Here is a 22898-nt window from a genome sequence, read left to right as displayed (position 1 = left end):
CCAATAAAATTTAAATAACAAATACCGGCATTCAATGTCACGGTACCGTTGCCAGGCTCTACTTCGCCTCCAACGCCATCACCCGCAACATCAGGTCCACATGGCGGGACATGTTGCTGATCGAAGCTGCGGCCAGTTCGGCGATCTCCTCTGCCAGCAACACATTGAGATTTTCACTGCCGACGACGACCGTAACGCTGTCGGTCGGCAACGCTGAAATATCCAGGGTGAACTTTTGCAGCACGCGGGCTACCGCAGCCTTGTAGGTCAGCAGCGTGCCGGCCTGCGAATACACCGCAAGCAAAGTGCCGCTGGCCAGGTAGAAGCCGAACTCGCCGATCTCATACTCGTCCGGGCCATCGAACAACGCGGCCATCCTGAGCTGTTGGGCACCCAGGTCCTCGTAGTCGATGATTTCCACTCGCTGGCGTTCATCGCGCAGGGCCATCTCGCTACCGTTCGGGTCATAGCGCGCGGTCCCGGCGCCAATATGGGTGATGCTTCCTTTCAAGCCCTGGTTTCTTGCCTGCAGTACTTCAGCCAGGCCGGCGGAAGTGAAGCGAACCAGGCGCGTGATGTCTTGTGTCATGGCTGCGCCTTGAAGTCGTCATGTATTAGGAAGAGGCGCCGAAAACCGTGCCTCATGGTTCGAATCTGCCTAACCGCTCAAGGCAGGACTGCACTGAGAAAAAATTCGCTGGCACCCAGTGGGGCATGGGCGACACTTCCGACGCTCAGCGCTGCCCGCAACCTAACCTCAGGCAAGGCCGCGTCATGGCTATCTTCATGAACACCGAGGGAAGTATCGACCGCAGCAGCAAGGCACACATCTCCACGGGTTTCATGCACGATGGTGATAGTGCCCAGGTCACGCTCGCTCTTCGCCGCGTTGATGCGACGAATCAGGCGGTTGTGATCGCCGCTAGACCAACTGCGCCCAATGATTGCCTGCACATCGAAGGAGTACGGAGTGCCTCGGGGATGCTGCTCGTACCACGCCTGGATGTTCGGCGTGAAGCCAAGTGACTCAACCGCATAGCTCAACGCCTTGCGCACTCCGGCCTGGCGCTGGATCTGCCAGGAGAGCGAAACCGTCAGGCGTTTTTCGGTCTCGCTGGCTTGAGCATCCCACTCACTGACCCCTCGGTCCGCGCCCAGATAGGGCAGGAACCCGGCAGGTGTCTGCAGCGGACTCATCAGTTCGGGAAAGGGTGGAACGACACGCTCGAGCAGTTTGCCGAAGGCCAGGTCGAGCGCCTTTTCCAAGGGCGAGCTGTTGGCGGGCAACAGGCTGCCAGGGGCTTTTTCTGCCGTCATAGCGTCAGCACCTCAACCTCGACACCGGTGCAGTAAGGCGCCTGGAATGCCGTGGTGACGATAGGCTCACGGGGCTCGAGAATCTCGACCTGTACCGCGCCCGCACTGTGCAGGGTGTAATCGATCCAGCTCGGCTCGACCCGCCCTTCCAGCCTGTGACAGGCCTCGGCATAAGCCTGGAGCTGACGAACCGCCGCCAGTTGGGTGAGCCCCGAATCCGGCCCACCGTTGATCCTGGCCACCACGCGGATCCTGTAGTCCTTGACCTCGGCGCCCTGGACGCTCACAAGATCTGTCTCGGGCCTTACGTCAGGGCGGGAAAAATGACTGCGCACCCGTTCGAGCAAATCGGCCGATGGCGTACCATCGCCGCTACGCCCCAATACGGTGACCATCACCTCGCCAGGTGCGGTGCGCCGGCCATTACCATCCTTGACCTGGGCGGCGTAGCCATCCGGGTCGAAGGTGTAGGTGACAGCGACCACGCCCGCCGACGTGCTTTCCACCTTGACCGAGGGGCGCTCCCCCAGGGTGAATACCTCACGACGATACTGCATGCGCGACCCCGCAGCCGGAGCGTGGGGCGCCAGGTAGTAACGCAGGCGGGCATCCTCATCACTTTCGTGGATGGGCGGAACCGGCGGAAATGCCGTCGGATCCCCCGGATCCAGCAACTGCCGCTCAAGGCCCATGTCCGCCAAACGCGCATCGAGGTTGCTGCCAGTGGCCCACCAGGCCAGCATCTGCTTGATGCGGGCGTTGTACTTGCGCTCGTGAGTCTGCAAACGCACGCAGAACGCCTCAAGGGCCATGGTCAGCAACTCGCTTTCATTCTCGAGACTGACCTTCAACTTGGCGGCGCTGTCGGGGGAACGGGCGCCGACATACTCGATGACAAAGGTCTTGAACTCGGCGAGCAGGTCCTCGAAGACCTCGACCTTGACGATCTCCGGTTCCGCCAGTTGGTTCTGGCCAGGGATCAGCATGCTCATGTGACTACCTCGAATGTCTGTTGACGGTTCTTCCAGGTCCCGGCGAAACGCAGCAGCAGGCCGGCCCCCTGGCGACTGGCGACAATGACCTGCGGGACGAAGTCGCCAATGCCATTGGCCTGGTTGTAGAACGCCTGCGCCGCGTGGCTCTGGGCCAGCAGCAACAGGTCATCACCGAGGTTCTGCCCGAGCAGCTCGGGAATCCGTGAACCGTAGAGAGGCCGCTTCTGGCGAGTGCCCAGGGGCGTAGTGAGGGCGCGGGTGGCGCGTTGAACGAACTGGAGCCAGTCATCGACCGTCGCTCCAGCGTTTCTGTCGACTCCGATCAAGACAGGCTCCTTATGCAGTACTGATGACCCGGCCCTGGTGATCCACCAGCGGGCCGAGCAGGTGAACGCCAGCGGCATCGACAGTCAGGCCTGCCGCGCCCAGCTTCAGTTCGATGGACTGTGCAGTCAGCGCCAGACGTGCCGGCCCCAGGCTCAGTTCAAGGGTTTCACGGGATCCGTGGAAACCGGCCTCGCCGTTTTTCCAGGTGAGAAGATGAGCGCTATCGTCGTAGCTGCTCTCGGTACCATCCTTGTGCAGTCGACGCGTCAGGCCTGCCGTCGTCGCAGCCGGAGGAAAGCGGTCGCAATTGATGCCGAACAAGGCCACCGACTGGCTACCGCCTTCGCCTGCGCCATAGTTGAGCAACAGGCACTGCTCGCCCACCGAAGGAATGCGCGACTCGCTCTGTTCGCCAGCGCTGGGGTTGAAGAAACGGATCGCCGGCGTCAGCAGGTCGCCGTGGCTGACCTTGCAGGTGTTGCTCGGGGCGTCCACCGAGACGCATACGCCGATACGGCAGAAACTCTCGGCCCGGCGATGCAGGTCGTCGATTTCAGCCTCCATCTCGGCCAGGCGCTCGATGATCGGGCCCAGGTGCAGGCGTAGTAGCGCATCGAACATCGTGGACTCCTTGCAGGCTTCCTAGGGAAGCGGCGTGTATTGATCCGGGTCGTCGAGACTGGTCACTTCCCAACTGCGGGCAAACCTCGGAATGCCAGTCGGGTCGTCCAGCAGGGGTTGACCGAGATAGAGTGTCTGGTTGAAGGAAATGGTCCAGCCGCCATAGACCTGGCCGCCAACAGTGAGGGTCGAAGGCACGCCCTGGATATTACGGGGCAACTCACACTGCCCCGCCGCTCCCCAGCGGTTATCGATGAGCAGATCGATCAACTGGCTGGCCAGGTTGCAGGCCGACAACGTCGCATCCATCTCCTGGGTAGCTACCACCGTCTGCAGCGACAGGCTGAAATCGTGGGCCCGGCGACCATCGCTGGAACGAATGCCAGCACTGTCGCCGTCGATGGCTATGAGTACCCAGGCCGGTACCACTACACCGTCGAAGTCACGACGAGTACCTACCTTGAGCTGCGGGTAAGCGCTCTTGATCACGTTCTGGATGGTGGAAAACAGCATCGAGGGGCTGTCGATAGGGTTGGCAGGCATGAGCGGTTCCTGTTGCGGTGTCACGGCCGGTCCGATTGAGAAGTGCGTACGACCGGGTGCATGTATAAAGATGCGCCCAGCCGTTCAACGCGGGTAAAGGCCAATGAGGCCGGACGCCGCTTACTGACCCAGCAACTCCAGGCCATAAGCCATGTTCAGCGACTTGGTCAGCGAAGTGCCCAGGGCGAATACTTCCGTTTCAAAGGTGAAGTAGGCGTTCTGCTGCGCCAGCGGCACCAGCGACGGCGCCAGGCTGTTGAGGGTGTACGAACCCGAGCCGGTGAGGCCCTGCTTGCTCACTGTGGTGCGGGTGCCGTTCAGGTCGGCGGAGACGCGGATCACGTAGTTCAAAGTGCGCTCAGGGTTCTTCGGGTTGAGCGTGACCTTGACCGAGGCAGGATTGCCGGCAGTCTTGACGATATCGGTGATCACAATCTTGTAGTGGGTCAGCGCGTTGTCCACCGAACCGCCGCTGTTACCGCAGCCGCCAACACGACCGGCCGGCAGGGAGAAGTAACCGGCCGGACGATAAGTGCCGGGGATCGCGCAAGCGACGATGCCATCTCGCGCCGCAGCGATACGATAGTTGGCATTCGCGCCGAGGCTGTCGTTGGCGGAAATCACCACCCATGGCTCGCTCAGGCTCGGCAGTTCCTGGGGCTTGATGATGGTCAGGTTCTCTTCCGGGGTACGGTAGCGAATGGCCTTACGAGTCGGGCAGTTCCCGGAGAGGATATTGGCCTCGACCGTCAGATAGCCGATCGGTCGGGACATGTTTTCGCATTGCTGGATCTGGGCCGCCTGGGCATTGATGGAGGCCAGCAGCGAGCTGGCGGCAATCGCCGCGAAAGCGAACAGTTTTTGATGGAACGTCATGGTAGTTACCTCAAGATCGAATGGATGGGGCGCACACGGGCGCGCTGGACGTTTCGCTCAGGGGCGAGGGCTCGAGACGCTCGGTCTTCATGTGGTTGAGTGCCGCGCAACGCGGACACTTGATCTGGATCTGGCTGAACTGGCCAAGACGGGCCAGCAGTCGATTGCATTTGCCGCAGCGAAACTCTTGCAACATCGGTGGACCTCCTTGTTCAACGGACGATGTGTTCACTGGCTGTTCCCGGCCTCCGGAGGAGGCACTTCGCCAACCCCCAATCGCCTGGCCGCCCAGCGCTCGTAGAGGCCGATGGCGACATCCGCCCCGGCCATCGCGGTCAGGCAGCCGAAGGCGCCGGCGGTCCAGATCGACAGGCCGGCGGCGTACAGCAGCATGATGGTCGACACGCCGCAGACCATGCAGGCTCCGGAGCGCAGTACCAGCCGCCGCAACAGCGGCCAGCCGCGGGCGCCTTCCTTGTCGGCGCGCCACATTTCGCCGGACACGCCGCCGATCACGGCCAGCACGATGACCAGCCAGATAGGCATGTCCGCCAACGCTTGTTGCTCGCTCGTCATGTCAGGCCTCCTGTAAAAGAAAATGGCCATTCGCTGGCCGGTGTTGGTTTGGCTTGTAGTTCAAGGTGAAGGGTTCTCGTGGGAGCCCATTTCAGTGGGCATTCCAAAGGGCCCGGCTTGATCCAGGCCCTTTGGTAATGCCGGCGTCCGTTCCGGCCCCGCACGCTTTTCGAGCGAACGTGGGATACGCGAAGCGGACGCCCGATCCTTCGGCGCGACTGGCGCGGTACGGATCGATTCAAATTGTTCTTCCGACCGCGGCCCCTGCCCGCCGGATAACTGCTTCTGATGCTTTACGCTGCACACCCGGGTCAGTTGCCAACCCTCTGAACCGTCAAGGCCGGTTCATCGCTGCCTGTTCTTTGAAGCGGTACGACTAAAGAGCTTCGGGGTCATCCCCTGGCATCGCTGCCTTGGCTGGCCTCTCTGGCCGGCTTGGAGCAAAGAATATGCATGTATGCATATACAGTCAATGCATGAATGCATTTATTTTTGCACGTAAAATGCGCAAACGCATGGAGGCCGCGCCGATCAAGGGGTGGGGCTTTTTTGCAGGCGAAAAAAAAACCCACATCGCTGTGGGTTTTTTCCGAGTCAGAGGGAGTTAACGGGCGTACATGCCCCACCAGAAGACGTGGCCGAGGATGGTGATCTGCTCTTCCTGGATTTCCTGGAAGCTATAGTCTTCATCCGGGTGCTCGTCGCGATTGAAGCTGCGCAGGCGAATGCCGGTGGGCAGGCGATAGAGCTGCTTCACCCGCAACTGGCCATTGTGGTTGATCGCGTAGAGGTCACCGTCGACGATATCGCCAATGGCGCTCTTGCCGGCGTTGACCCCGACCGTGGCGCCGTCGCGCAATACCGGCAACATGCTGTTGCCGCGCACGGTCACGCACTTGGCCTGGTCGAACTGCACGCCGTTGTGGCGCAGGCTGCGCTTGCCGAAGCGCAGGCTGGCCTTCTCGCTTTCCTCGATGACGAATCTTCCTGATCCAGCAGCCAATTCAACCTCGCGAAGAAAGGGCACGGACACCTCGTCTGCATCGACGGGGGTGTCATCGTCCCACAGGCTTATATCCTTGAGTTCAGAGTGCAGCGGGCCCTGGTCCTGGTCGCGGGCGGCACCGATATCGGCACGGCCACGCAGTTGGTCGGTACTGACCTGGAAGTACTCGGCGATCTTCGAGATGTGCTTGTCCGAAGGGTCGACGATCTTTCCGCTGAGTATCCGCGACAGGGTGGATTGGGGCACGCCGGTACGACGGTGAAGCTCCGTGGGGGAGATCCCGTGGCGATCGAGCAGTGCTCGGAGGACGGTAGAAACGTTGCGTATTTGCATAACGCGCATATTGATTGGGCTTTGCTTGAATAGCAAATGCTAATTTGCATATTTAATGCATAAACACTCAAGCAACAGCAAAAGGCCATGTCTGCGGAGCCGGTCCGCCCGTGTTAACCTTGCGCCCATTGCAAGGCAATCAGCCCAATTTTGCCCCCACACTTTTCAAGCTATTACCTATCCCACTGATGAATAAGCCAATCTCCGATCTGTCCTCGCACACCCCGATGATGCAGCAATACTGGCGCCTGAAGAATCAGCACCCCGATCAGCTGATGTTCTATCGCATGGGCGACTTCTACGAGATCTTCTATGAAGACGCGAAGAAGGCGGCCAAGTTGCTGGACATTACCCTGACCGCGCGCGGACAGTCGGCCGGGCAATCGATTCCGATGTGCGGGATTCCGTTTCACTCCCTCGAAGGCTACCTGGCCAAGCTGGTGAAACTCGGCGAATCGGTGGTGATCTGCGAGCAGATCGGCGACCCGGCGACCAGCAAGGGCCCGGTGGAACGCCAGGTGGTGCGGATCATCACCCCCGGCACCATCAGTGACGAAGCGCTGCTCGACGAACGCCGCGACAACCTGATCGCCGCCGTACTCGGCGATGAGCGCCTGTTCGGCCTGGCGGTGCTGGATATCACCAGCGGCAACTTCAGCGTGCTGGAGATCAAGGGGTGGGAGAACCTGCTGGCCGAGCTGGAGCGGATCAATCCGGTGGAGTTGCTGATTCCTGACGACTGGCCGCAGGGCCTGCCGGCAGAGAAACGCCGTGGCACACGTCGTCGTGCGCCGTGGGATTTCGAGCGCGATTCGGCACATAAAAGCCTCTGCCAGCAATTCGCCGTGCAGGACCTCAAGGGCTTCGGCTGCGAAACCCTGACCCTGGCCATCGGCGCCGCCGGCTGCCTGCTCGGTTATGCCAAGGAAACCCAGCGCACCGCCCTGCCGCACCTGCGCAGCCTGCGTCATGAGCGCCTGGACGATACCGTGGTGCTCGATGCCGCCAGCCGCCGCAACCTGGAACTGGACACCAACCTTGCCGGCGGCCGCGACAATACCCTGCAGTCGGTGGTCGACCGATGCCAGACCGCCATGGGCAGCCGCCTGCTGACCCGCTGGCTGAACCGCCCATTGCGTGACCTGAAGGTTCTCACCGCGCGGCAGGTGTCCATCGGCTGCCTGCTCGAAGGCTACCGCTTCGAACAGCTGCAACCACAGCTCAAGGAAATCGGCGATATCGAGCGGATTCTCGCGCGGATCGGCTTGCGTAACGCCCGCCCTCGCGACCTGGCGCGGCTGCGTGACGCCCTCGGCGCCCTGCCGCAATTGCAGGATGCGATGCTCGAACTGGATGCCCCGCACCTCAAGCAGTTGGCCGCGACTGCCAGCACCTACCCGGAACTGGCGATCCTGCTGGAACGCGCCATCATCGACAACCCGCCAGCGGTGATCCGCGACGGCGGCGTGTTAAAGACCGGCTACGACGCCGAACTCGACGAGTTGCTGTCGCTCAGCGAAAACGCCGGGCAATTCCTCATCGACCTGGAAGCCCGGGAAAAAGCCCGCACGGGCCTGGCCAACCTCAAGGTCGGCTACAACCGCGTGCACGGCTACTTCATCGAGCTGCCGAGCAAGCAGGCCGAATCGGCACCGGCCGACTACATCCGCCGCCAGACCCTCAAGGGCGCCGAGCGCTTCATCACCCCGGAACTCAAGGAGTTCGAAGACAAGGCACTGTCGGCCAAGAGCCGGGCGCTGGCGCGGGAGAAGATGCTCTACGAGGCCCTGCTGGAAACCCTGATCGGCGAATTGCCGCCGCTGCAGGACACCGCCGCCGCCCTGGCCGAACTGGATGTGCTGAGCAACCTCGCCGAGCGTGCGCTGAACCTCGACCTGAATTGTCCACGTTTCGTCGACGAGCCGTGCATGCGCATCAACCAGGGTCGTCACCCGGTGGTCGAGCAGGTGCTGACGACGCCGTTCGTCGCCAACGACCTGTCGCTGGACGACAACACCCGCATGCTGGTGATCACCGGCCCGAACATGGGCGGTAAATCCACCTACATGCGCCAGACCGCACTGATCGTGCTGCTGGCCCATATCGGCAGCTACGTGCCCGCCGCCAGTTGCGAGCTGTCGCCTGTGGACCGGATCTTCACCCGGATCGGCTCCAGCGACGACCTGGCCGGTGGCCGCTCGACCTTCATGGTGGAGATGAGCGAAACCGCCAACATCCTGCACAACGCCACCGAGCGCAGCCTGGTGCTGATGGACGAGGTCGGTCGCGGCACCAGTACCTTCGATGGCCTGTCCCTGGCCTGGGCCGCCGCCGAGCGCCTGGCGCACCTGCGGGCCTACACCCTGTTCGCCACCCACTACTTCGAGTTGACGGTACTGCCGGAGAGCGAACCGCTGGTTGCGAACGTGCACCTCAACGCCACCGAGCACAACGAACGCATCGTCTTCCTGCACCACGTGCTGCCCGGTCCGGCCAGCCAGAGCTACGGCCTGGCGGTGGCACAACTGGCCGGCGTGCCGGGCGATGTGATCCGTCGCGCCCGCGAGCACCTGAGCCGCCTGGAGACCACCAGCCTGCCCCATGAGGCCCCGGTGGCCAAGCCCGGCAAACCGCCGGTGCCGCAACAAAGCGATATGTTCGCCAGCCTGCCGCACCCGGTGCTCGACGAGTTGGCCAAGCTCGATCTGGATGACCTGACGCCACGCCGTGCACTGGAAATGCTCTACACATTGAAGACACGGATCTAACGCAGACGGCTGCAAGCTGCTAGAATCTCGCGCGGTTTGGGAAGCTGCGGGCTATTAGCCTGGTTCGCAGAGCCGTTCCCAAGCCCTGCGAGCCCGTCCTGATAGGGTTTTCGCCGCCGCCGCCTGAGGAGAGAATTAGAAATGACCTTCGTCGTCACCGACAACTGCATCAAGTGCAAGTACACCGACTGCGTAGAAGTCTGTCCGGTGGACTGCTTTTACGAAGGGCCGAACTTCCTGGTGATTCACCCGGATGAGTGCATCGATTGCGCACTTTGCGAGCCTGAATGCCCTGCCGTGGCCATCTTCTCCGAAGATGAAGTGCCGGAGGAAATGCAGGAGTTCATTCAATTGAACGTCGAGCTGGCCGAGATTTGGCCGAACATCACCGAGAAGAAGGATTCGCTGCCGGACGCTGCCGAGTGGGATGGCGTCAAGGGCAAGATCAAGGATCTCGAGCGCTGAGATCCGCCGTGTTACCGGAAAAGGCCCCTTGCGGGCCTTTTTGCGTTTCTGGACCAGGGCCGGCACTTTTCTGCAGGCAAAAAAAGGGGCGGTGTAACCCGCCCACATTTTTTCCCTAGTCCCTTTTTTCCCTTTCATCATCCTGATGAATCGCGTCCTGCGATGTTCCTCTCAGCGATCTTCCTGATCGCCGTGTCTATCCGTCGACACAGGGCTGATATTAATGACTTTCCGGACGCTCGCAAGAGGCTCCGGCAGCTCATGAAGATGTCTGGAATTCATCAATTGAATTAAAAAATTCAAATATTTCAAATACTTAAACAGATAGCTCGGTGATCTGCCCCGGTTTCGATCCTTGATCGCTTACGCCACGCGTAAGCAAAGGCTTACACCGCCAGGCAACCAAATCAGAACTTCCGGATTTTTAAGGGTCGCACATGATCAGCGTGCCTCCGCACCTCAACGAGGCTCAGGAGTAGACCTGGAAGGTGAAAGGCTTTTTCGGGTCATATGTCCTGTTCAGGGTGTCAGCCGCAGGAGTAACGTCGAATTTGCTCCATGCGTCGACAAACTGGACATAGGGTGTTTGTTCATCGTCGAAAAGAATAACAGCGTTGAAATCATGACTACGATCGAAAAGAGCGCCGGTATAATCCTCAACTCCGACGACAAATGACGTTTCGCCATTTTCCGCATGCCGCCGAAGAATTTCTTCCCGCACTTGCTCGATCGACTCAAGACAGTGGGAGTTTTTCAGTCTATGGCCAAATATGACTCGATGGACAGTATCACTATCTGTACCACCGGAAAACAGGCCCGTATTCCCCACTCTAAGAATGTTCTCTCCTCTAGTGGCATTGAAATGCAAGGCTGCTGCCAGCAATGAGCAGTTACCAGAATAGTTTACCCAGGTATTGTTCACAAATGCCGCCATATGATTCAAGGTCTCTAGATCAATCCTTTCAGGCAGACAGCATGGGTTGTCCTCGACATACAGTGCGCCCTTGATTTTTTCCACATCTTTTTCCAGCGAAGACCACAATTGCCTGTTTCCTATGTCATCGGCAACCTTCTGGCTCGCGAAATCCAGGGAACCAACACCGCCCATAAGCTTCATGTTTTGCCTCAACGCAGATTCGAATTCCTCCAAACCTACCGTAAAAGCGGAGAACAAAAATATGACAAATCGCTCCTTACCCAAACAATCAAGCCATCGCGCTTAACTAAAATTTAAAAAGCTAAAACACAACGGGAAATAACTCTACTTACTTGGCCGCCCGTCAACTCGTGACATTGAAAGCAACGACGTCCGGCAATTCAGGCCCCCTGTAGAAATTACACCTGGGCCTGGAGAGCAATGACAATCATCCAGCCTGCCCCAAGCTCGTCCTGCCACGCACCCGGCAGATTAGCTCTTGACCAGAGACACAAATGATAAATATTATCATTATCACAAAATCGGTCAGGTGCCGTCGTGACACAATCCCACTTCAACCAGGTCTTCCTCACCCAGCGACTGACCTTGCTGCGTACGCTGCAGCGCATGGTGCAAAACCCCAGCACCGCCGAGGATCTGCTGCAGGAGACCTACCTGCGCGTCACCCGGGCGCTAAGCGAACGCCCCATCGATCATCTTGAGCCCTTCGTGTTCCAGACCGCCCGCAACCTTGCGTTGGATCATCTGCGTGCACGGCGGATCCAGTCGCGCACGCTCATGGAAGATGTGCCCATGGAGGTCGTGGAGAGTGTCGCAGCACCACTGAGTACCCCGGAAGATGCCACCCATGCCGAACAACTGCTGGAGCGCCTGAGCGTGAGCCTTGGCCAACTGACCGCCCGCCAGCAGCAGATCTTCATCCTCAGCCGCCTGCACGGTTGCAGTTACCAGGAGATCGCCGAACGACTCGAAGTGTCCCTGAGCACCGTGCAAAAGGACCTCAAGCTGATCATGGCTATCTGCGTCGGGGTAGCCGACCGCCTGGATCGCCCGTAAGCTTGCCGCCAGACCCAAGACCGATAAGATCCGCCAGCACAGCAAGCGGATCAGCGAACAGAACCGTGACAGCGACTACCGAGGAACACCCGTGACGGACAGCCACAACCAGCCACCTCCCGAGACCGCTCGACAGGTGATGCTAGATGACGCCATGGATCAGGCACTGGACTGGCTGATCATCATGGAGTGCCCGACTGCCGCGCAGCGCGCCGAATTCGACGCCTGGCTCGCCGCCGACCCCGCCCATGAACAAGCCTATGCCCGCGCCGGTGGCGCCTGGAACGCACAGCCGGTGATCGCCGCCGCCCAGGCGATGCAGGCGACGACACGCCCGCGCCCGTCCGTATTGCGCCGCCTGCGCCCCCACTGGAAACCCCTCGCGACCGCCGCCGTGCTGCTGGTTGCCGTGGGCATCTACGGCAACCTGCCGCTGCGCCTGCAAGCCGATCACCTGACCGTCGTCGGCGAGCGCCAGCGCCTGCAACTGGAAGACGGCTCGAAGGTCCTGCTCAACACCAACTCGGCGTTCTCCAGCCGCTTCACCGACCAGCAGCACCTGGCCCGCCTGTACAAGGGCGAGGCCTTTTTCGAGGTGTCCGGCCAGCGCGAACATCCGCTGGAGATCGACGCCGGCCCGGTCCAGGCCAGCGTGCGCGATACCAGCTTCGCGGTGCGCTACCTGGACGGTGAGGCGCAAGTGCAAGTCCAGCGCGGCGACGTCGACCTGCGCACTCGCGATGACAGCGCTCGCCTGCGCCTGTCGGCCGGCAGCAGCGTGCGGATCGGGCCCCATGGTTTTGGCCGCCCGGAAAAACTCGACGCGCAGAAGGACCTGGCCTGGGTCCAGGGCCGCCTGGTATTCGAAAACTGCCCGATGGGCCAGGTGCTGGCCGAACTGCGACGCTACTACCCCGGTTGGATCGTCAACAACAACGAGCAGTTGGCCAAGGTCGCCGTCACCGGCAACTACCGCCTGGACAAGCCGCTGGACGTGGTCCGCTCCCTCGCCCACATCACCTCGGCGCGGGTTTCGGAATACCCGGCCGTGGTTATTCTCAACTAGTGTACTGTGTGGCTAATTCGCATACTCGACTCCGGGCCCATGGCTTCGCCAGACTGCGTTGCCATTCCTCGCCGTAGCCCTGCTACGACTCGCCATGGCACCTTGCCTGGGCCCCCTGGACCCGAATTTGAATACTCGAATTCACCGTACAGGACACTAGCTGCAAGTTTTTTTACTCGATAGCCACCGATCATTCGTCTCGTTATAGCCAATGCAAGTGATTCTCATAACGAATCGCATCGCAACTATAAGTTTCGAATACCGGAGCGCTATCGATGCCCACTCGTTTCACCTCCAAGGCCCGCAGCGGCGGCCTGCAACAGTGCACCCTGTCCCTGCTGACCGTCGCCGTGCTGCTCGCCGGCGCCCAGGCGACTCCCGTACTGGCGGCCAGCAGCGCCAGCCAACCGGCGCACAGCCTGGGCAACTACAACTTCTCGATCGCCCAGCAGCCGCTGGTCTCGGCACTGAACGCGTTCACCTCGGTGACCGGCTGGCAGGTCGGCCTGCCCGCCGAACTCGGCCAGGGCGTGGCATCGCCTGGCGTGCGCGGTGCGCTGACGCCGGAAAAAGCCCTGGAACAGTTGCTGGTCGGCACCAACCTGAGCTATCGCAAGCTCGGCGACAACAACGTCGTGCTGGAAAAGCGTGCCGGTGGCGCCACCCTCAACCTGCAGCAGGTGACCATCAGTGCCACCCGCCAGGAACAGGACGTGTCTTCGGTCCCCAACACCGTGACCGTGCAGGACCGCCAGCAGCTCGACCGGCAGAACGTAAACAACATCAAGCAACTGGTGCGTTATGAGCCAGGTGTTTCCGTCGGCGGCGCCGGCCTGCGCGGCGGCGGTATCAGCGGCTACAACATCCGCGGTATCGACGGCGATCGCATCCTGACCCAGGTCGATGGCGTCGAGGTCCCCGACAGCTTCTTCAACGGTCCCTACGCACAAACCCACCGCAACTACGTCGACCCGGAAATCGTCAAGCGCGTGGAAATCCTCCGCGGCCCGGCTTCGGTGCTCTACGGCAGCAACGCCATCGGCGGCGCGGTCAGCTATTACACCCTTGATCCAAGCGACATCATCAAGCCCGGCGAGGACGTCGGTGCCCGCCTGAAGACCGGCTACAGCTCCGCCGACAACAGCTGGCTGACCTCCGGTACCGTCGCCGGACGCAGCGGCGACTTCGACGGCCTGCTCCATCTGAGCCAGCGCAACGGCCGCGAAACCGAATCCTATGGCGACACCGGCGGCACCGGCCTGAAACGCATCGAAGCCAACCCGGAAACCAACCGCACCACCAACGTCCTGGCCAAACTGGGCTGGAACTACAACGACGACTCGCGCCTGGGCCTGACCTACGAGCGCTACAAGAGCGATGTCGATACCAATCAGCGCAGTGCCGTGGGTGGGCCGTTCAGCAACGGAACGGGAGTTGGCATGTACCGCTCGCGTACCGGTAACGACACCGTCACCCGCGAACGCTTCGGCATCGAGAACAGCTTCGGCCTGGACAGCGCCGTGGCCGACCACGTCAAGCTGAGCCTGAACTACCAGACCGCCAAGACCGACGAGAGCACCCTGGAAGACTACTTCCCCTTCGTACGTCGCGTGATGCGTAGCCGCGACACGGTCTACAAGGAACAGCAATGGGTATTCGATGCCCAGGCTGACAAGGCCTTCAACATCGGTGAAACCGATCACCTGTTGACCTACGGCACCACGATCAAGCAGCAGGAAGTCACGGGTTCGCGTAGCGGCAGCGGTACCTGCCTGGCAGTCAGCACCGTACCCGGCCAGGGTTGCACCGCGATCGGCGGCAACAGCCCGCTGGATCGCCTGGTGAAGTCCAGCGATTTCCCCGATCCAACCATCAACACCTATTCGCTGTTCGCCCAGGACCAGATCAGCTGGGACAAGTGGACCTTCCTGCCAGGCCTGCGCTACGACTACACCCAGCTCAAGCCACACATCACCCAGGAATTCATCAACACCATCACTGCGGCGGGCGGTGGCGCAATCGACGGTTCGAACAAGACCTGGCACCGCGTCTCGCCCAAGTTCGGCCTGACCTACGCCCTGACCGACCAGTACACCTGGTACGGCCAGTACGCGGAAGGCTTCCGTACCCCGTCCGCCAAGGCGCTGTACGGTCGCTTCCAGAACGGCACCACCGGCTATAACGTCGAGCCCAACCCGAACCTGGAACCGGAAAAGAGCAAAAGCTACGAAACCGGCCTGCGTGGTCGATTCGATGCCGGCTCCTTCGACGTGGCGGTGTTCTACAATAAGTATCGCGATTTCATCAACGAAGACGCGGTCGCTCCCGGCTACAGCGAGCTGACGTTCCAGACCAACAACATCAAGCACGCCACCATCAAGGGCGCGGAGGTCAAGGGCCGTCTGAACCTCGACCACTTCGGCGCGCCACAGGGCCTCTACACCCAGGGTTCGGTGGCCTATGCCTACGGTCGCAACGATGACAGCGGCGAGCCGATCAACAGCGTCAACCCGCTCACTGGCGTATTCGGCCTGGGCTACGACCAGGAAAAATACGGGGCGCTGCTCAGCTGGACCCTGGTCAAGCGCAAGGACCGGGTGGACGACACCACCTTCAACGCCCCCGATGGTCTGACCAGCAGCAAGCAGTTCAAGACGCCGGGCTATGGCGTGTTCGACCTGACCGGCTTCTACAAGGTCACCGACGACGTGACGGTCAATGCCGGCCTGTACAACCTGACCGACAAGAAGTACTGGAACTGGGATGACGTGCGTGGCTACGACGGCGTCGGCGAAGCCGGCGTACTCAGCCCGGCCAACCTCGACCGCCTGACCGCTCCAGGCCGCAACTTCTCGGTCAACCTGATCTGGGATATCTGACCGATCGACGCCTCCCCCGCCGCGATGTGAAACGGCGGGGTGAGGTTTTTTTACTGTGGCGCGTCTCCTTGTTCGTCTAGTAACTGAAAGCGCCTCTCATTCCCAAGGACTCCGTGATGACCTCCCAGGACAATACCCAACGCCCAAGCCTGCGCTCCCAGCGCCTGAACCAGATCACCAACGAGCCGCACAGCAAGCTCGACCAACTGGTGAAGGCCCACGCGCCCTTCGAGAACCAGGCCAACTTCGCCCGTTTCGTCGTTGCCCAGTACCTGTTCCAGTCGGAACTGGTTGCGCTGTACAACGACCCTGAACTGATCGCCCTTGTCCCCGACCTGCCGGCGCGCTGCCGTGCCGAAGCGGCCAAGGCCGACCTGGCGGACCTGGAAACCGAAGTGCCGGCACCGGTGGCCGGTGCCGTGAAGAACCCGAGCAAGGCCGAAGCCCTGGGCTGGATCTTCGTTTCCGAGGGTTCCAAGCTCGGTGCGGCATTCCTGATCAAGCGCGCCGTAGGCCTGGGCCTGAGCGAAACCTTCGGTGCCCGTCACCTGGGCGAACCGGCGGGTGGCCGCGCCGAAGGCTGGAAGAGCTTCATCAAGACCCTCGACGGCCTGGAGTTCAGCGCCGAAGAGGAAGCGGCGGTGGAAAAAGGGGCGATCGATGCGTTCGTGCGCTTTACCGTGCTGCTGGAACAGGCCTACGCGTCGGCGCCTGAGCTGGCCTGAGTGATTCGGGTTTGCCTCTGAGGCCCTTGATTGTTTCGAGGGTCTCTTCGCGGGCAAGCCCGGCTCCTAAAGGAATAGGTCATACGCCCATCCTGAGTGCGACACAAAACTGTAGGAGCCGGGCTTGCCCGCGAATGGCCCTGAAGGCTCCCTACCCTGTGAATGAAAAACCAGGCTTGAGCCAAATCGCCCGGCGCACCACAATTGAACCCATGACCAGCAAAACGCCCTCCTCCTCCAGACTCGCTCGCATCCTGTTCGGCCTGCTCGCCTACGTCAGCCTCGGCATTGGCCTGATCGCCATCGTCGTGCCCGGCCTGCCGACCACCGAATTCATCCTGCTGGCTGCCTGGGCTGCCACCAAGAGTTCACCGCGACTGAGCGCCTGGCTGGAAAACCACCGGCTGTTCGGCCCGATCCTGAGCAACTGGCGCAACGGCAAGATCATCGCCCGCCGGGCCAAGGTCAGCGCCACCGTCAGCATGCTGCTGTGCGCGACGCTGATGCTGGTGATGCTCGAACACCACTGGCCGATCTACCTGGCCATTGCCGGGATGACCATGGGCAACCTGTGGATCTGGTCCCGCCCCGAGCGCCTGCCGACTGCCGAGTTGCCCTGAAGACGGCGACAATCACCAGCAAGCCGGCTTCCCAAGCTACCCAAAGTCATCGCACCTGGCCCGCAATCGTCGGGGACTTTCCTGCAAGAATCGACAGCCTCGAATATTTGAGCTGCAATGTCCTTTCTCATGGAGGGCCTTTCGATGACCGATCTGCTGACATCCATTCAAGCCGCACTCGAGCTACCCGCCTCTACCCCTGACTTCACCGAGCCCGGCGCCCTGCCTGCGGCCTTCGCCGTCACCGACCTCGCCAGCGCCAGCCTCGCGGCCGTGGGCCAGGCAGTGGCCGAACTGCTCCGGCAACAGATCGGACAAAGTCCGGGGGTCAGCGTCGACCGCCGCCTGGCCTCCTTCTGGTTCGCCAGCACCCTGCGTCCCATCGGCTGGAGCCTGCCGGCCCCTTGGGATCCGCTTGCCGGCGACTACGCCACGGCCGATGGCTGGATTCGCCTGCACACCAATGCCCCCCACCATCGGGCTGCCACCGAACGGGTGTTGGGGCAGGCCAGTGACCGAACGGCGATGGCCGAACGAGTCGCCCACTGGAACAAGGGCGAACTGGAACAGGCCATCGTCGACAGCGGTGGCTGCGCCGCCGAAATGCGTTCCTGGGACGACTGGAAAAACCATCCCCAGGGATTGGCGGTCAATGCCGAACAACTGATTCAACGCAGCTTCGACGATCACCCACGGGCCCGCGCCTGGACGGGCTCAGCCGCACAGCCGCTGGCCGGGATCAAGGTCCTCGACCTGACCCGCATCCTCGCCGGCCCCATAGCCAGCCGCATGCTGGCCGGGCTTGGCGCCGATGTGCTGCGCATCGACCCACCCGGCTGGGAGGAGCCGAGCCTGGTGCCGGAAGTCACCCGTGGCAAGCGCTGCGCCCGCCTGAACCTGCACGACAGTGCCGACCGACGGGTGTTCGATCAACTACTGGGCGAGGCCGATATCCTCCTGCATGGCTATCGGGCCGACGCCCTGGAGCGACTGGGCTACGCGGCGCAGCACCGGCGGCAACTGGCACCGGGGCTGATCGACATCAGCCTCAATGCCTACGGCTGGAACGGCCCCTGGCGCAACCGTCGCGGTTTCGACAGCCTGGTGCAGATGAGCTGCGGTATCGCCCAGGCCGGACTGCTGTGGAAGCAGGCGGATGTTCCGACACCCTTGCCGGTGCAGGCGCTGGATCATGCCACCGGTTACCTGATGGCGGCTGCAGCGATCCGCGCACTGACCGAACGGCTGCACAGCGGCCGTGGCGGCTCGGCCAGGTTATCGTTGGCGCGCACGGCGAAATTGCTGCAGGAACAAGGAACGCTCAACGACACGCAGCCCCTGCGCCGGGAAACCTCAACCGATCGCAGCACCTGGATCGAGTACACCGCCTGGGGGCCGGCCCATCGCCTGATACCGCCGTTGAATATCGAAGGGACGTCGCTGCACTGGCAATTGCCGGCCGGGAAGCTGGGGGCGCATCCGGCCAAGTGGTGAGCCAGGGGGCTGGCGGTTACAGCGCCAGCCCTTTTATTTCCAATCATTTCAAATAACGAAAAACAATTAAGCCCCGCGGTTAATTGCCAGATACCCATGGCGCCACAAACTTTCAAATTGGCGACATCAACCCGGGCAAACTCTCCATGAACTAGAAACGCTTTTCTTTAAACAAATATAAAACCCTTAAAAATCAATCAATTAGCAAAATAACCGGCATAACCTCGCCATTAACTCAAGTTATTGGCTGAAAAGTCCAATACCGCCAATAACCTGACCTGAATCATCTCCCTCCTGTATTCACGCCCCTACCCTGAAGCCTCACTTCTCCTGAACTGGAGTCATGCAATGGCTGAGTCTCCCGGAAAACTACGCCTGGGTGCGCTGGTTGCCCTGGTAGTGGGTTCGATGATCGGCGGAGGAATCTTTTCCCTGCCACAAAACATGGCCGCCAGTGCGGATGTCGGCGCCGTCCTGATTGGCTGGGCCATTACCGCCGTTGGCATGTTGACCCTGGCGTTCGTGTTCCAGACCCTGGCCAATCGCAAGCCGGACCTGGACGGTGGGGTGTACGCCTATGCCAAGGCCGGCTTCGGCGACTACATGGGCTTTTCCTCGGCCTGGGGCTACTGGATCAGCGCCTGGCTCGGCAACGTCGGGTACTTCGTCCTGCTGTTCAGCACCCTGGGCTACTTCTTCCCGATCTTCGGCGAGGGCAATACCGTTGCGGCGGTCATCGGGGCTTCGCTGCTGTTGTGGGCGGTGCATTTTCTGGTGTTGCGCGGTATCCGGGAAGCGGCCTTCATCAATCTGGTGACCACCGTCGCCAAGGTGGTGCCACTGCTGCTGTTCGTGCTGATCGCGCTGTTCGCCTTCAAACTGGAGATCTTCACCGCCGATATCTGGGGCGTGAAGAACCCTGGCCTGGGCAGCGTGATGAACCAGGTGCGCAACATGATGCTGGTCACCGTCTGGGTGTTCATCGGCATCGAGGGGGCGAGCATCTTCTCCTCCCGTGCGGAAAAACGCTCGGACGTGGGCAAGGCCACGGTCATCGGCTTCATCAGCGTGCTGCTGTTGCTGGTGTTGGCCAACGTATTGTCCCTGGGCATCCTGACCCAGCCGGAACTGGCCAAACTGCAGAATCCGTCCATGGCCGCCGTGCTGGAGCATGTGGTCGGTCACTGGGGTGCGCTGCTGATCAGTATCGGCCTGATCATCTCGTTGCTCGGCGCCCTGCTGTCGTGGGTGCTGCTGTGCGCGGAGATCATGTTCGCCGCAGCCAAGGACCACACCATGCCGCAGTTCCTGCGCCGCGAGAATGCCAACCACGTACCGGCCAATGCCCTGTGGCTGACCAATGCCATGGTGCAGATTTTCCTGGTCATCACGCTGTTCTCCGCCAGTACCTACCTGTCGCTGATCTACCTCGCCACCTCGATGATCCTGGTGCCCTACCTGTGGTCGGCGGCCTATGCGGTGCTGCTGGCGGTACGTGGCGAATCCTACGAAAACGCCCGCGCCGAACGGCGCAAGGACCTGTGCATCGCCGCCATCGCCCTGCTCTACGCGATCTGGCTGCTGTACGCCGGCGGCGTGAAGTACCTGCTGCTGTCGGCCCTGCTCTACGCCCCCGGCGCGATCCTGTTCGCCAAGGCCAAGCGCGAGTTGGGCAAACCCATCTTCACCCCTGTCGAGAAGCTGATTTTCGCCGCAGTGGTCGCAGGTGCCGTGCTGGCTGCCTATGGCCTCTACGACGGCTTCCTGAGCCTGTAACAGCCTGTCCCGTTTCATCTGGAGGATCTGCAAATGACCACGGAAAAAGTGAAGTACGGCGTTCATTCCGAAGCCGGCAAACTGCGCAAGGTGATGGTGTGTTCCCCCGGCCTGGCCCACCAGCGGCTGACCCCGAACAACTGCGACGAACTGCTGTTCGACGATGTGCTGTGGGTCGCCCAGGCCAAGCGCGACCACTTCGACTTCGTCACCAAGCTGCGCGAGCGCGATATCGACGTGCTGGAAATGCACAACCTGCTGACCGATATCGTCGGCCAGCCGGAAGCGCTGGACTGGATTCTCGAACGCAAGCTCACCGCCAACCAGGTCGGCCTCGGCCTGGTCAACGAGGTCGGCTCGTGGCTGCGTAGCCTGGAGCCGCGCAAGGTTGCCGAATTCCTGATCGGCGGGGTGTCCGCCGACGACCTGCCCGACAGCTTCGGCGGCAAGACGATTGAGATGTTCCGCGACTTCCTCGGCCACTCCAGCTTCATCCTGCCGCCGCTGCCCAATACCCAGTTCACCCGCGATACCACCTGCTGGATCTACGGCGGGGTGACCCTCAACCCGATGTACTGGCCGGCACGCCGCCAGGAGACCCTGCTGGCCACCGCCATCTATAAATTCCACCCGGAATTCGTCAACGCCGACTTCAAGGTCTGGTATGGCGACCCCGACCAGGAACACGGCAACGCCACCCTGGAGGGCGGCGACGTGATGCCGATCGGCAACGGCGTGGTGCTGATCGGCATGGGCGAGCGCTCCTCGCGCCAGGCCATCGGCCAGTTGGCGCTGAACCTGTTCAAGCACAACGCGGTGGAGCGGGTGATCGTCGCCGGGCTGCCGAAGTCCCGCGCAGCCATGCACCTGGACACCGTGTTCAGTTTCTGCGACCGCGACCTGGTGACCATCTTCCCGGAGGTGGTGAACCAGATCGTCGCCTTCAGCCTGCGCCCGGACGAGAGCAAGCCCGGTGGCATCGACGTGCGCCGCGAGGAGACCAGCTTCCTCGACACCGTCGCCCAGGCCCTGACCCTCAAGGCCCTGCGCGTGGTGGAAACCGGCGGCAACAGCTTTGCCGCCGAACGTGAACAGTGGGACGACGGCAACAACGTGGTGGCCGTGGAACCGGGCGTGGTGATCGGCTACGACCGCAACACCTACACCAACACCCAACTGCGCAAGGCTGGCGTAGAGGTCATCACCATCAGCGCCGGCGAACTGGGCCGCGGCCGCGGCGGTGGTCACTGCATGACCTGCCCGATCGTCCGCGACCCCATCGACTACTGACCAGGATTCAAAGCCTGTCCCGGCTCCCGTCAGGAGCCTGGCTTGCCTTGTAGGAGCCGGGCTTGCCCGCGAATCTTTTGGCGTTCTCAAGGGCGCCTTCGCGGGCAAGCCCGGCTCCTACAGGGGCAAGCCCGGCGTCCAAGGGACCGGACAGGCAGACAACCGACACCCCAGGAGATCCACACCATGGCTTTCAACATGCGCAACCGCAGCCTGCTGAGCTTGATGCACCACACCAATCGTGAACTGCACTACCTGCTTGACCTGTCCCGCGACCTCAAGCGCGCCAAGTACACCGGCACCGAACGGCCGCACCTCAAAGGCAAGAACATCGCGCTGATCTTCGAGAAGACCTCGACCCGCACCCGCTGCGCCTTCGAAGTCGCCGCCCATGACCAGGGCGCCCACGTCACTTACATCGACCCGGTGTCGTCGCAGATCGGCCACAAGGAAAGCATGAAGGACACCGCCCGCGTACTCGGGCGGATGTTCGATGCCATCGAGTACCGTGGTTTCGAACAGGAGATCGTCGAGGAGCTGGCGCAGTTCGCCGGCGTGCCAGTGTTCAACGGCCTTACCGCCGAATTCCACCCGACCCAGATGATCGCCGACGTGCTGACCATGCGTGAACACAGCGACAAGCCGCTGCACGACATCAGCTACGCCTACCTGGGCGATGCGCGCTACAACATGGGCAATTCGCTGCTGATGATCGGCGCCAAGCTGGGCATGGACGTGCGCATCGCCGCGCCGAAGGCGCTGTGGCCCCATGAAGACTTCATTGCCCAGTGCCAGGCGTTCGCCGAGGACAGCGGCGCACGCATCACCCTCACCGAGGACCCCGTGGCCGCAGTCAAGGGCGTGGACTTCATCCACACCGATGTCTGGGTCTCCATGGGTGAACCGGTGGAGGCCTGGGACGAACGCATCGAGCAGTTGCTGCCATACCAGGTCAACAGCCGGTTGATGAAGGCCGCGGGCAATCCCCGGGTGAAGTTCATGCACTGCCTGCCCGCGTTCCACAACAGCGAGACCAAGGTCGGCAAGGATATCGCCGCGCGCTATCCGCACCTGGCCAACGGCGTGGAAGTGACCGAGGAGGTGTTCGAGTCACCAGCCAACATCGCCTTCGAGCAGGCTGAGAACCGCATGCACACCATCAAGGCGATCCTGGTGGCGGCCCTGGCGGATATCTGACTCCCCAAAACCGGCCACAATGCTCTCGAAG

The 22898-nt window shown here is 61.6% G+C and carries 22 protein-coding genes; 11 read left to right on the top strand and 11 right to left on the bottom strand.

Going from position 1 to position 22898, the window contains the following annotated elements; genetic code table 11:
- Positions 1–58 precede the first annotated feature (58 nt).
- From AC6I6U_RS10975 to AC6I6U_RS10930, 10 genes are all read right to left on the bottom strand, one after another.
- Positions 59–589, bottom strand: a complete 531-nt coding sequence (locus AC6I6U_RS10975; RefSeq protein ID WP_497881967.1) for a hypothetical protein — start codon at positions 587–589, stop codon at positions 59–61.
- Between the two features lie 77 nt (positions 590–666).
- Complete coding sequence (locus tag AC6I6U_RS10970) at positions 667–1317, bottom strand: phage tail protein I (protein ID WP_497881966.1); 651 nt, start codon at positions 1315–1317, stop codon at positions 667–669.
- The gene (locus AC6I6U_RS10965) at positions 1314–2309 is read right to left on the bottom strand and encodes a baseplate J/gp47 family protein (RefSeq protein ID WP_497881965.1); all 996 of its coding nucleotides are present in this window, start codon (positions 2307–2309) and stop codon (positions 1314–1316) included. Before AC6I6U_RS10965 ends, AC6I6U_RS10970 begins: the two co-directional genes overlap by 4 nt.
- The gene (locus AC6I6U_RS10960; RefSeq protein WP_497881964.1) at positions 2306–2638 is read right to left on the bottom strand and encodes a phage baseplate protein; all 333 of its coding nucleotides are present in this window, start codon (positions 2636–2638) and stop codon (positions 2306–2308) included. Before AC6I6U_RS10960 ends, AC6I6U_RS10965 begins: the two co-directional genes overlap by 4 nt.
- Before the next feature lie 10 nt (positions 2639–2648).
- Positions 2649–3260 carry a phage baseplate assembly protein V gene (locus AC6I6U_RS10955; RefSeq protein WP_497881963.1) on the bottom strand — a complete coding sequence of 204 codons (612 nt, stop codon included), beginning with the start codon at positions 3258–3260 and terminating at the stop codon, positions 2649–2651.
- Between the two features lie 21 nt (positions 3261–3281).
- Positions 3282–3803, bottom strand: coding sequence for a hypothetical protein (locus AC6I6U_RS10950; RefSeq protein ID WP_497881962.1), 522 nt, complete (start codon positions 3801–3803; stop codon positions 3282–3284).
- A gap of 120 nt (positions 3804–3923) precedes the next feature.
- Positions 3924–4679 carry a hypothetical protein gene (locus AC6I6U_RS10945; protein ID WP_497881961.1) on the bottom strand — a complete coding sequence of 252 codons (756 nt, stop codon included), beginning with the start codon at positions 4677–4679 and terminating at the stop codon, positions 3924–3926.
- A gap of 10 nt (positions 4680–4689) precedes the next feature.
- Positions 4690–4875, bottom strand: coding sequence for a Com family DNA-binding transcriptional regulator (locus tag AC6I6U_RS10940; protein WP_497881960.1), 186 nt, complete (start codon positions 4873–4875; stop codon positions 4690–4692).
- Between the two features lie 32 nt (positions 4876–4907).
- Entirely contained in the window at positions 4908–5255 is a 348-nt protein-coding gene (locus AC6I6U_RS10935; RefSeq protein WP_497881959.1) for a phage holin family protein, read from the bottom strand.
- A gap of 604 nt (positions 5256–5859) precedes the next feature.
- On the bottom strand, positions 5860–6603 hold the full coding sequence (locus AC6I6U_RS10930) for a LexA family transcriptional regulator (RefSeq protein ID WP_497881958.1): 744 nt from the start codon (positions 6601–6603) through the stop codon (positions 5860–5862).
- A gap of 191 nt (positions 6604–6794) precedes the next feature.
- Here AC6I6U_RS10930 and mutS point away from each other — a divergent pair, with 191 nt between their 5' ends.
- Positions 6795–9362 carry a DNA mismatch repair protein MutS gene (gene mutS / locus AC6I6U_RS10925; RefSeq protein WP_497883016.1) on the top strand — a complete coding sequence of 856 codons (2568 nt, stop codon included), beginning with the start codon at positions 6795–6797 and terminating at the stop codon, positions 9360–9362.
- Between the two features lie 141 nt (positions 9363–9503).
- Positions 9504–9827, top strand: a complete 324-nt coding sequence (gene fdxA / locus AC6I6U_RS10920; protein WP_029295271.1) for a ferredoxin FdxA — start codon at positions 9504–9506, stop codon at positions 9825–9827.
- Positions 9828–10296: 469 nt separating this feature from the next.
- Here fdxA and AC6I6U_RS10915 read toward each other — a convergent pair whose 3' ends face one another.
- Positions 10297–10944: a T3SS effector cysteine hydrolase SpvD family protein gene (locus AC6I6U_RS10915; protein ID WP_497881957.1), complete on the bottom strand. Its 648-nt coding sequence runs from the start codon at positions 10942–10944 to the stop codon at positions 10297–10299.
- 357 nt (positions 10945–11301) lie between these two features.
- Between AC6I6U_RS10915 and AC6I6U_RS10910 the strand changes: the two genes are divergently transcribed.
- The 9 genes from AC6I6U_RS10910 (at position 11302) to AC6I6U_RS10870 (ending at position 22867) form a co-directional block, all read left to right on the top strand.
- Entirely contained in the window at positions 11302–11820 is a 519-nt protein-coding gene (locus tag AC6I6U_RS10910; protein ID WP_497881956.1) for an RNA polymerase sigma factor, read from the top strand.
- A gap of 91 nt (positions 11821–11911) precedes the next feature.
- Entirely contained in the window at positions 11912–12886 is a 975-nt protein-coding gene (locus AC6I6U_RS10905) for a FecR family protein (protein ID WP_497881955.1), read from the top strand.
- A gap of 275 nt (positions 12887–13161) precedes the next feature.
- A complete protein-coding gene (locus tag AC6I6U_RS10900; protein ID WP_497881954.1) occupies positions 13162–15765 on the top strand; it encodes a TonB-dependent receptor in 2604 nt (867 codons plus the stop codon).
- A 116-nt stretch (positions 15766–15881) separates the two neighbouring features.
- The gene (locus AC6I6U_RS10895) at positions 15882–16490 is read left to right on the top strand and encodes a biliverdin-producing heme oxygenase (RefSeq protein WP_497881953.1); all 609 of its coding nucleotides are present in this window, start codon (positions 15882–15884) and stop codon (positions 16488–16490) included.
- A gap of 212 nt (positions 16491–16702) precedes the next feature.
- Entirely contained in the window at positions 16703–17110 is a 408-nt protein-coding gene (locus AC6I6U_RS10890) for a YbaN family protein (protein WP_497881952.1), read from the top strand.
- Positions 17111–17254: 144 nt separating this feature from the next.
- Positions 17255–18604: a CoA transferase gene (locus tag AC6I6U_RS10885; protein WP_497881951.1), complete on the top strand. Its 1350-nt coding sequence runs from the start codon at positions 17255–17257 to the stop codon at positions 18602–18604.
- Positions 18605–18952: 348 nt separating this feature from the next.
- Entirely contained in the window at positions 18953–20380 is a 1428-nt protein-coding gene (gene arcD / locus AC6I6U_RS10880; protein WP_497881950.1) for an arginine-ornithine antiporter, read from the top strand.
- A gap of 33 nt (positions 20381–20413) precedes the next feature.
- Positions 20414–21670 (top strand): arginine deiminase, encoded by a 1257-nt coding sequence (gene arcA / locus AC6I6U_RS10875; RefSeq protein ID WP_497881949.1) that lies wholly within the window; start codon positions 20414–20416, stop codon positions 21668–21670.
- Positions 21671–21856: 186 nt separating this feature from the next.
- Positions 21857–22867: an ornithine carbamoyltransferase gene (locus AC6I6U_RS10870; protein ID WP_497881948.1), complete on the top strand. Its 1011-nt coding sequence runs from the start codon at positions 21857–21859 to the stop codon at positions 22865–22867.
- The last annotated feature ends 31 nt before the right edge of the window (positions 22868–22898 follow it).

It is taken from the genome of Pseudomonas sp. UTLPPB19802, from assembly GCF_059730225.1.
Note: the sequence above shows the minus strand (reverse complement) of the source record. Positions and strands in the feature narration are given on the sequence as shown.

What these genes read in the sequence shown, in the direction of transcription:
- AC6I6U_RS10870 (WP_497881948.1), top strand. Translation starts at nt 21,857, where the DNA reads ATGGCTTTCAACATGCGCAACCGCAGCCTGCTGAGCTTGATGCACCAC.
- AC6I6U_RS10895 (WP_497881953.1), top strand. Translation starts at nt 15,882, where the DNA reads ATGACCTCCCAGGACAATACCCAACGCCCAAGCCTGCGCTCCCAGCGC.
- arcA (WP_497881949.1), top strand. Translation starts at nt 20,414, where the DNA reads ATGACCACGGAAAAAGTGAAGTACGGCGTTCATTCCGAAGCCGGCAAA.
- arcD (WP_497881950.1), top strand. Translation starts at nt 18,953, where the DNA reads ATGGCTGAGTCTCCCGGAAAACTACGCCTGGGTGCGCTGGTTGCCCTG.
- AC6I6U_RS10945 (WP_497881961.1), bottom strand. Translation starts at nt 4,679, where the DNA reads ATGACGTTCCATCAAAAACTGTTCGCTTTCGCGGCGATTGCCGCCAGC.
- AC6I6U_RS10965 (WP_497881965.1), bottom strand. Translation starts at nt 2,309, where the DNA reads ATGAGCATGCTGATCCCTGGCCAGAACCAACTGGCGGAACCGGAGATC.
- AC6I6U_RS10950 (WP_497881962.1), bottom strand. Translation starts at nt 3,803, where the DNA reads ATGCCTGCCAACCCTATCGACAGCCCCTCGATGCTGTTTTCCACCATC.
- AC6I6U_RS10975 (WP_497881967.1), bottom strand. Translation starts at nt 589, where the DNA reads ATGACACAAGACATCACGCGCCTGGTTCGCTTCACTTCCGCCGGCCTG.
- AC6I6U_RS10970 (WP_497881966.1), bottom strand. Translation starts at nt 1,317, where the DNA reads ATGACGGCAGAAAAAGCCCCTGGCAGCCTGTTGCCCGCCAACAGCTCG.
- AC6I6U_RS10900 (WP_497881954.1), top strand. Translation starts at nt 13,162, where the DNA reads ATGCCCACTCGTTTCACCTCCAAGGCCCGCAGCGGCGGCCTGCAACAG.
- AC6I6U_RS10915 (WP_497881957.1), bottom strand. Translation starts at nt 10,944, where the DNA reads ATGAAGCTTATGGGCGGTGTTGGTTCCCTGGATTTCGCGAGCCAGAAG.
- AC6I6U_RS10885 (WP_497881951.1), top strand. Translation starts at nt 17,255, where the DNA reads ATGACCGATCTGCTGACATCCATTCAAGCCGCACTCGAGCTACCCGCC.
- AC6I6U_RS10955 (WP_497881963.1), bottom strand. Translation starts at nt 3,260, where the DNA reads ATGTTCGATGCGCTACTACGCCTGCACCTGGGCCCGATCATCGAGCGC.
- AC6I6U_RS10930 (WP_497881958.1), bottom strand. Translation starts at nt 6,603, where the DNA reads ATGCGCGTTATGCAAATACGCAACGTTTCTACCGTCCTCCGAGCACTG.
- AC6I6U_RS10940 (WP_497881960.1), bottom strand. Translation starts at nt 4,875, where the DNA reads ATGTTGCAAGAGTTTCGCTGCGGCAAATGCAATCGACTGCTGGCCCGT.
- AC6I6U_RS10935 (WP_497881959.1), bottom strand. Translation starts at nt 5,255, where the DNA reads ATGACGAGCGAGCAACAAGCGTTGGCGGACATGCCTATCTGGCTGGTC.
- AC6I6U_RS10890 (WP_497881952.1), top strand. Translation starts at nt 16,703, where the DNA reads ATGACCAGCAAAACGCCCTCCTCCTCCAGACTCGCTCGCATCCTGTTC.
- fdxA (WP_029295271.1), top strand. Translation starts at nt 9,504, where the DNA reads ATGACCTTCGTCGTCACCGACAACTGCATCAAGTGCAAGTACACCGAC.